This is a genomic window from Agrococcus sp. HG114 (assembly GCF_024723325.1).
In the GTDB taxonomy this organism is placed as follows: domain Bacteria; phylum Actinomycetota; class Actinomycetes; order Actinomycetales; family Microbacteriaceae; genus Agrococcus.
In genome coordinates this window covers 1-7,826 of record NZ_JANQCH010000108.1, presented here as the reverse complement: position 1 = coordinate 7,826, position 7,826 = coordinate 1, and the positions used below count along the sequence as shown (strand labels likewise).

At 72.4% G+C, this 7,826-nt stretch carries 7 protein-coding genes and 1 pseudogene; 6 read left to right on the top strand and 2 right to left on the bottom strand.

Going from position 1 to position 7,826, the window contains the following annotated elements; genetic code table 11:
* Window positions 1–264 precede the first annotated feature (264 nt).
* Entirely contained in the window at window positions 265–591 is a 327-nt protein-coding gene (locus NWP09_RS10105) for a hypothetical protein (RefSeq protein ID WP_258275385.1), read from the bottom strand.
* 495 nt (window positions 592–1,086) lie between these two features.
* On the bottom strand, window positions 1,087–1,749 hold the full coding sequence (locus tag NWP09_RS10100; protein ID WP_258275384.1) for a GntR family transcriptional regulator: 663 nt from the start codon (window positions 1,747–1,749) through the stop codon (window positions 1,087–1,089).
* Between the two features lie 105 nt (window positions 1,750–1,854).
* On the opposite strand from NWP09_RS10100, the gene NWP09_RS10095 reads away from it, so the two are divergent.
* From NWP09_RS10095 to NWP09_RS10070, 6 genes and pseudogenes are all read left to right on the top strand, one after another.
* Window positions 1,855–2,883, top strand: a complete 1,029-nt coding sequence (locus NWP09_RS10095) for a tripartite tricarboxylate transporter substrate binding protein (RefSeq protein WP_258275383.1) — start codon at window positions 1,855–1,857, stop codon at window positions 2,881–2,883.
* The gene (locus NWP09_RS10090; protein ID WP_258275382.1) at window positions 2,880–3,470 is read left to right on the top strand and encodes a tripartite tricarboxylate transporter TctB family protein; all 591 of its coding nucleotides are present in this window, start codon (window positions 2,880–2,882) and stop codon (window positions 3,468–3,470) included. Before NWP09_RS10095 ends, NWP09_RS10090 begins: the two co-directional genes overlap by 4 nt.
* Window positions 3,470–5,017: a tripartite tricarboxylate transporter permease gene (locus NWP09_RS10085; protein WP_258275381.1), complete on the top strand. Its 1,548-nt coding sequence runs from the start codon at window positions 3,470–3,472 to the stop codon at window positions 5,015–5,017. Before NWP09_RS10090 ends, NWP09_RS10085 begins: the two co-directional genes overlap by 1 nt.
* Before the next feature lie 34 nt (window positions 5,018–5,051).
* Window positions 5,052–6,557 (top strand): MmgE/PrpD family protein, encoded by a 1,506-nt coding sequence (locus NWP09_RS10080; protein WP_258275380.1) that lies wholly within the window; start codon window positions 5,052–5,054, stop codon window positions 6,555–6,557.
* Entirely contained in the window at window positions 6,557–7,468 is a 912-nt protein-coding gene (gene prpB, locus NWP09_RS10075) for a methylisocitrate lyase (protein WP_258275379.1), read from the top strand. The genes NWP09_RS10080 and prpB overlap by 1 nt, the downstream gene beginning before the upstream one ends.
* Window positions 7,465–7,826: pseudogene (locus NWP09_RS10070) on the top strand (oxidoreductase); the annotation flags it as partial. The gene prpB and the pseudogene NWP09_RS10070, both read left to right, overlap by 4 nt.

Here is a 7,826-nt window from a genome sequence, read left to right as displayed (position 1 = left end):
GCGCAGCCGCTCAGCGCGAGCGCGGCCGCCGCGGCGAGCGCGGCCGCCGCGGCGAGCGCGGCGAGGAGCAGCAGCGGCTTCGGAGCCATGGGAGCCTTCCGTGACGAGCGCGATCGACGCGCTTCGACACATCCTCACCGCCCGCACCGCGATGCGGGCGGCCGCGCCGCAACGATCCGGTAACGAACCGCGCTCCCCTGCATCGCAGCACGCGTGATCGAAGCCGCTGGCTGCGCCGCGTCCGGAGAACCCGCGTTGCGGGCTTCAGGACCGCGGCTCGACCGACCGGTGCGTCACGACCAGGTCGGCGGGCTCGAGGTCGAGGCCGGTGATCCGCGCATGCTCGTCGAGCCTCGGCCCGGCCTGCTCGACCAGCACGATCACACCGTCGTCGCCAGTCGCGGTGAAGTAGAGGGCCGCGTCCTCCGTCTGCTGCGGGACGAGCCCCTGCTGCTCGGCCCACGCCTCGACCTGGGCGCGCACGGCGGTGTCGCGCACATAGGCGACCGCGAAGGCGCCCACGGCGTCCGCGCCGCCGTCGAGGGGCAGCCGGTACTGCATGGTGCACAGCACGCGGCTGGACTCGAACATCCCCGCGGGGGCGAACCCGGCCCGTGGCTGGGCGCTCGCGAGCTGGTCCTCGTAGGTGCCGCCCCAGCTGACCGTGTAGGCGGCTTCCGGGTCGATCGCGACCGCGTCGGCGCACCGGGGCGAGTCGCTGATCGCGGCGCCGTCGCTCGCTGTTGCGGAGGGCGAGGGGCTGGACGCGGGCGTCGGTGACGCACTGCTCGGTGTGGGTGCAGCGGATGCGCTCGGAGCGGGGGCCGCGCCGGTCGCGGAGGGCGCACCCGTGTCCGCGCGGCTGCACCCAGTGGCGAATGCGAGCGCCACGACGGCGAGCGTGACAGCGGGAGCAAGACGACGCATGACGGACCCTTCTCGACGACAGCGCCCGGGCGGCGGCGCACTCCTCTGCAGTCTCGCCGGTGCAGCGGCGCTGCGACAGTGAGGAGGGGCGCGAGGCCGTAACGATCGCGCAACGTTCCGCATCCGCTCGCCGCGGCCCGATCGCTCGGGTCGCGCCGGTCAGCCCTCGACGACCGGCCGGGCGAGCCTGATCGCGACCGCGTGCGCCTGCTCGATGTGCTCGCGCATCACGCGCTCGGCCAGGTCGGGGTCGCCCGAGAGCACCGCCTCGCACACCTGCCGGTGCTCGTCGGCGGCGTGGCCGCTGCGACCGGGCTGCTCGGTCGTCAGCTCCCGGTAGCGGTCGACGTGCGCGCGCACGATGTGGAGGAGGCTGCCCGCGAGCTCGTTCCCGCTCATGACGCGCAGGTGGTCGTGGAACGCGGCCCCGATGCGCACGACCTCGAGGTAGTCGTCGCGCAGCCGGTCCATGAGCGCGACCTGCCGCAGCAGCACCTGCTCGTCCGCAGGCGTCACGCGCTTCGCGGCATCCCTCGCGATGAGGCCCTCGAGCCGCGCCCGCACGTCGTACACGTGCTCGAGCTCCTCGAGCGAGACGGGCGCGACGATCGTGCGGTTGGAGGGCAGCTTGACGGCGAGCCCCTCGGCGGTCAGGGTCGCGAGCGCCTCGCGCACCGGAGTGCGGGACATCCCGAGCTGGTCGGCGAGGTCCGGCGCCGAGAGCACGGACCCAGGGGCGAGCGAGCGGTCGACGATGCCGGCCCGGATCCGGTCGTACGCGACGGATCGGCCCTCGCGTCGTCCTCGAACAGCGGTGTCCACGGCGCCATGATGACACACCGTTCGCCAAAGTGGATATCTGTATGCAAGTATCCCTGCAGGGCGGCGCACGGACGCGTCGCAGGAGCGAATCACGAGGGAGTGAACGTGAAGCAGCACGTCAAGGTCGCGGCAGTCGTCGCGGCGGTCGGCATGGCGCTGGTGGGCTGCACCACCGCCGGCCAGGCACCCACCACGAGCGGCAGCGCCGCCCCAGGCGAGACCGAGGCCGCCGAGGTGCAGAGCCTCGGCCGCATCGAGATCATCGCGCCGGCGAACCCCGGCTCCGGCTGGGACCAGACGGCGCGCGCGTTCGGCACGGCCCTCGAGAGCGCCGAGCTCGCCGAGTCGATCACGGTCACGAACGTGCCGGGCGCCTCGGGCACCGTCGCGCTCGCGCAGGTCGCCTCGAACCCGGGTCGCGAGGGCGTGCTCATGGCGTCGGGCCTCGCGATGATGAGCGGCGTCCTCACCAACGAGACGGGCGTCTCGCTCGATGACATCACCCCGATCGCGCGCCTCATCGGCGAGGCCGAGGTCATCGTCGTGCCCGAGGCCTCCGAGATCCAGTCGATCGAGGACCTCATGGCCGCGATCGCCGAGGACCCGGGCGCCGTCCCGATCGCGGGCGGCTCGGCCGGCAGCGCCGACCACGTCTTCCTGGGCCTCCTCGCCGAGGCGTACGAGATCGAGCCGAGCTCGCTCAACTACGTGCCCTTCTCGGGCGGCGGCGAGGCGACCACGGCGCTCCTCGGCAACCAGGTGAGCGCCGGCATCGCCGGCATCGGCGAGTTCCGCGACCAGATCCTCGAGGGCACGCTGCGCCCGCTGCTCATCTCGAGCACCGAGCCGGTCGAGGGCATCGAGGTGCAGAACGTCGAGGACATCGGCCACCCCGACCTCGAGTTCGCCAACTGGCGCTCGATCATGGCCCCGGGCGGCATCGACGACGAGCTGCGCGAGCAGTACGTGCAGGTCGTGACCGAGGTCGTCGAGTCCGACGCGTGGGCCGAGCAGCTCGAGACGAACGACTGGGCCGACCTCTTCCTCGCCGGCGACGAGTTCGACGCGTGGCTCGACGAGGAGAACACCCGCGTCGAGGGCGTCCTCTCGCAGCTCGGCCTCGTCGTCCAGTGACGCACGAGCCGATCGCCTCGGAGCCGGGGGCCGCGCACGCGGCTCCCGGCCCCGGGGCGATCCCCGCGCCCGGGCTGCTCGTGCCCCCCGCGGACGAGCCGGCGCCCCGGCGCCGCTGGCCCGAGCTGCTCATCGGCCTCGCGGTCATCGCGATCGGCGTCATCACGATCCTCGACGGCCTCTCGCAGCCCGCCTCGACCTCCGCCTCCGGCCTTGGCGCAGGGCAGTTCCCCATCATCGTCGGGAGCCTCACGGCCCTCCTCGGGGCGCTGCTCGTCGTGCAGGTGCTCCGCGGCCGGCTCGGGCACCCGGATGCGGCCGAGGGCGATGTCGACACCGCGCACCTGCGCTGGTGGCAGCTCGCGCTCACCGCGGCCGCCCTCGTGCTCTTCGCGCTCACCGTCGACGTGCTCGGCTACCCGATCGCCGCGGCGATCACGTTCGTCGCCGTCGCCGTCGCGACCGGCGCGAAGCGCTGGCTCCTCACGATCGGCATCGCCGTCGTGCTCTCGCTCGGCGTCTTCTACCTCTTCACCCTGCTGCTGCGCATCCAGCTGCCGGCAGGCATCCTGACGGGAATCCTGTGATGGAAGGACTCGAGGGACTCCTCCACGGGTTCACGGTCGCGTTCACGCTCCAGAACCTGCTCTTCGCCCTGCTCGGCGCCTTCGTCGGCACCATGATCGGCGTGCTGCCCGGCATCGGTCCGGCGCTCACGATCGCGCTCCTGCTGCCGATGACGTACGGCATGCCCGTCGCAAGCGCGTTCATCCTCTTCGCCGGCATCTACTACGGCGCGATGTACGGCGGCTCGACCACGTCGATCCTGCTGAAGACCCCCGGCGAGTCGGGGTCGATCGTCGCCGCGATCGACGGCAACAAGATGGCCCGCGCGGGCCGCGGCGCCGCCGCGCTCGCGACCGCCGCGATCGGCTCGTTCATCGCGGGCACGATCGCGACCGTGCTCGTCGCGCTGTTCGCGCCCGGCATCGTCGACATCGCCGTGCAGCTCGGCGCTCGCGACTTCTTCGCGCTCATGGTCGTCGCCTTCCTCACCGTCGGCGCGCTCGTCGGCGGCTCGCCGCTGCGCGGCCTCACGTCGCTCGCGCTCGGCCTCACGATCGGCCTCGTCGGCATCGACTTCCAGTCCGGCCAGGACCGCCTCACCTTCGGCCTGCCGCGCCTGCTCGACGGCATCGACGTCGTCGTGCTCATCGTCGCGCTCTTCGCGATCGGCGAGGTGCTCTACGTCGTCGCGCACCAGACCTCGTCGAAGTACGCGGTCGAGTCGATCAAGGGCCAGACGTGGATGACGCGCGAGGACGTGCGCCGCTCGTGGAAGCCGTGGCTGCGCGGCACGGCGATCGGCTTCCCGCTCGGCGTCATCCCCGCCGGCGGCAGCGAGATCCCGACCTTCCTGTCGTACTCGCTCGAGAAGCGGCTCGCGAAGGGCAAGCGCCGGGCCGAGTTCGGCAACGGCGCGATCGAGGGCGTCGCGGGCCCCGAGGCCGCGAACAACGCGAACGCCGCCGGCACGATGGTGCCGCTGCTCACGCTCGGCATCCCGACCTCGGCGACCGCGGCGATCATCCTCGTCGCGTTCCAGCAGTACGGGCTCCAGCCGGGACCGGCGCTGCTGCGCACCGAGTCCGACCTCGTGTGGGGCCTCATCGCGAGCCTGCTCATCGGCAACCTCATGCTGCTCGTGCTCAACCTGCCGTTCGTCGGCGCGTGGGTGAAGCTGCTGAAGATCCCGAAGCCCTACCTGTTCGCGGGCATCGCGACGTTCGCGCTGCTCGGCGCCTACGCGGTCAACGGCGCGTCGTTCGACGTGCTGCTGCTCATCGTGCTCGGCGTCGTCGGCTACCTGCTGCGCCGGTTCGGCTTCCCGATCGCGCCCGTCGTCGTCGGCGCGATCCTCGGCCCGCTCGCCGAGCTGCAGCTGCGCCGCGCGCTCGACATCTCCGCGGGCGACCCGCTCACGCTCATCGCCTCGCCCTTCGCCGTCATCGTGTACCTGACGCTCGCCGTCGTGCTCACGCTGCCCGCGCTCATCCGCGCCCTCAACAGGCGCAAGCTCACGAGAACCACCATGCTGGAGACGGTCGACGCCGACGCGCGGCGCGAGCAGTAGCCGAGCACCCGACCAGCCAACCCGAGGAGACCAGATGATCACGCACGAGGTGCGCGCCCGGAAGTCCGCCGAGAACCTGCCCCGCGAGGAGCAGCTCGCCTGGAAGATCGCGCAGGTCGCGGTCGACCCCGTCGAGGTCGAGGCCGAGGTCGTCGAGATGATCGCGAACCGCATCATCGACAACGCGGCGGTCGCCGCGGCGAGCCTCAACCGCAAGCCCGTCGTCTCGGCCCGCGAGCAGGCACAGCGCCACCCGTACGAGCCCGGCGCCGCCGTCTACGGCGTCGAGGACCGCGTGAGCCCCGAGTGGGCCGCGTGGGCGAACGGCGTCGCGGTGCGCGAGCTCGACTTCCACGACACGTTCCTCGCCGCCGAGTACTCGCACCCGGGCGACAACATCCCGCCCATCGTCGCCGTCGCCCAGCACGTCGGATGCGACGGGGCGGCGCTCGTGCGCGGCATCGCGACCGGCTACGAGATCCAGGTCGACCTCGTCCGCTCGATCAGCCTGCACAAGCACAAGATCGACCACGTCGCGCACCTGGGCCCCTCGGCCGCCGCGGGCATCGGCACGATGCTCGGCCTCGACGCCGAGACGATCTTCCAGGCCGTCGGCCAGGCCCTCCACACGACGACCGCCACGCGCCAGTCGCGCAAGGGCGAGATCTCGACGTGGAAGGCGCACGCGCCCGCGTTCGCGGGCAAGATGGCCGTCGAGGCGGTCGACCGGGCGATGCGCGGCCAGACGAGCCCCGTGCCGATCTATGAGGGCGAGGACGGCGTCATCGCGTGGCTGCTCGACGGCTGGGAGGGCGCCTACCAGGTGCCGCTGCCCGCGCCGGGGGAGCCGAAGCGCGCGATCCTCGACACCTACACGAAGGAGCACTCGGCCGAGTACCAGGCGCAGGCGTGGATCGACCTCGCCCGCCGCCTCGGCACCGAGCGGCCCGAGCTGCGCGACCCGGCGAACGTCGCCTCGATCGTGTTGCACACGAGCCACCACACGCACTACGTGATCGGCTCGGGCGCGAACGACCCGCAGAAGTACGACCCGACCGCGAGCCGCGAGACGCTCGACCACTCGATCCCGTACATCGTCGCGGTCGCGCTGCAGGACGGCGGCTGGCACCACGTCGACTCGTACGCGCCCGAGCGCGCGAGCCGGCCCGACACGGTCGAGCTGTGGAACAAGATCACGACGCTCGAGGACCCGGTGTGGACCGAGCGCTACCACGACCCCGACCCCGACAAGAAGGCGTTCGGCGGCCGCATCGTCATCACGCTCACCTCGGGCGAGACGATCGAGGACGAGATCTCGGTGGCGGATGCGCACCCGGCCGGCGCGCGCCCGTTCGGCCGGGCCGAGTACGTGCAGAAGCTGCGCACGCTCTCGCAGGGCATCATCGAGCCCGCCGAGATCGACCGCTTCCTCGCGCTCGTCGAGCGGCTGCCGGAGCTCACGGTCGACGAGGTGCGCCAGCTGAACCTCGTCGCCCCCGCCGGCACCGTCGACGCGGGCACGACGAAGGGCCTCTTCTAGTGCTCTCCTCGAGCGTCACGCCGAACGAGAAGCGCAAGGCGCTCCGCGCCGGGCTCGCCTCGGGGAGGCTGCAGCGCTTCCCCGGAGCGTTCACCCCGCTCACGGCGCCCCTCATCCAGCAGCTCGGCTTCGAGGGCGCCTACATCTCGGGCGCCGTCATGTCGGCCGAGCTGGGCCTGCCCGACATCGGGCTCACGACGCTCACCGAGGTCGCCGAGCGCGGTCGGCAGATCTCGCGCATGACCGACCTGCCGACCCTCATCGACGCCGACACCGGCTTCGGCGAGGCGATGAACGTGGCGCGCGCGGTGCACGAGCTCGAGGACGCCGGCGTCGCGGGCCTCCACCTCGAGGACCAGGTCAACCCCAAGCGGTGCGGCCACCTCGACGGCAAGGAGGTCGTCTCGCTCGACGCTGCGGTGCAGCGCATCGCCGCCGCGGTCGCCGCCCGACGCGACAGCGACCTCGTCATCATGGCCCGCACGGACATCCGCGGGGTCTCCGGGCTCGAGGCGGCGAAGGACCGCGCGAAGGCCCTCGAGGCCGCCGGCGCCGACGCGATCTTCCCCGAGGCGATGGCGACGCTCGAGGAGTTCGCGGCGATCCGCGAGGCCGTCGACGTGCCGATCCTCGCCAACATGACGGAGTTCGGGAAGAGCGCGCTCTTCACGCACCGGCAGCTCGAGGACGTCGGCGTGAACATCGCGATCCACCCGGTGTCGCTCCTGCGCATCGCGATGGGCGCGATCGAGCGCGAGCTCGAGCTGCTCAAGGAGACCGGCACGCTCGAGGGCGCCGTCGAGCGCATGCAGACCCGCGCGCGGCTGTACGAGCTCAACGACTACGCCGCCTACAACGCGTTCGACGAGGGCGTGTTCAACTTCGAGGTGCCGACGGGTCCGCAGGCGTGAGCCTGCTCTTCACGCCCGTCGAGGTCGGCGGCATCCGGGTGCGGAACCGCGCCTGGGTGTCGCCGATGTGCCAGTACTCGTGCGAGCGCGAGGACGGCATCGTGCACGACTGGCACCGGGAGCACCTCGCCTCGTTCGCGCGCGGCGGCGCCGGGCTCGTGATGACCGAGGCGGCCGCGGTGGTGCCCGAGGGGCGCATCTCGCCGCAGGACGCCGGCATCTGGACCGACGAGCAGGCCGCGGCGTGGGCGCCGATCGCCGAGCGCATCCGCGCGCACGGCGCCGTGCCCGCGATGCAGCTCGCGCACGCGGGCCGCAAGGCCTCGACGTACCGCGAGTGGAGCGGGCGGGGCAGCGT

Bases quoted from the DNA above. Each gene is read 5' to 3' on its own strand.
- NWP09_RS10105 (WP_258275385.1), bottom strand. From the start codon at position 591: ATGTTCGAGTCCAGCCGCGTGCTGTGCACCATGCAGTACCGGCTGCCC.
- NWP09_RS10080 (WP_258275380.1), top strand. From the start codon at position 5,052: ATGATCACGCACGAGGTGCGCGCCCGGAAGTCCGCCGAGAACCTGCCC.
- NWP09_RS10085 (WP_258275381.1), top strand. From the start codon at position 3,470: ATGGAAGGACTCGAGGGACTCCTCCACGGGTTCACGGTCGCGTTCACG.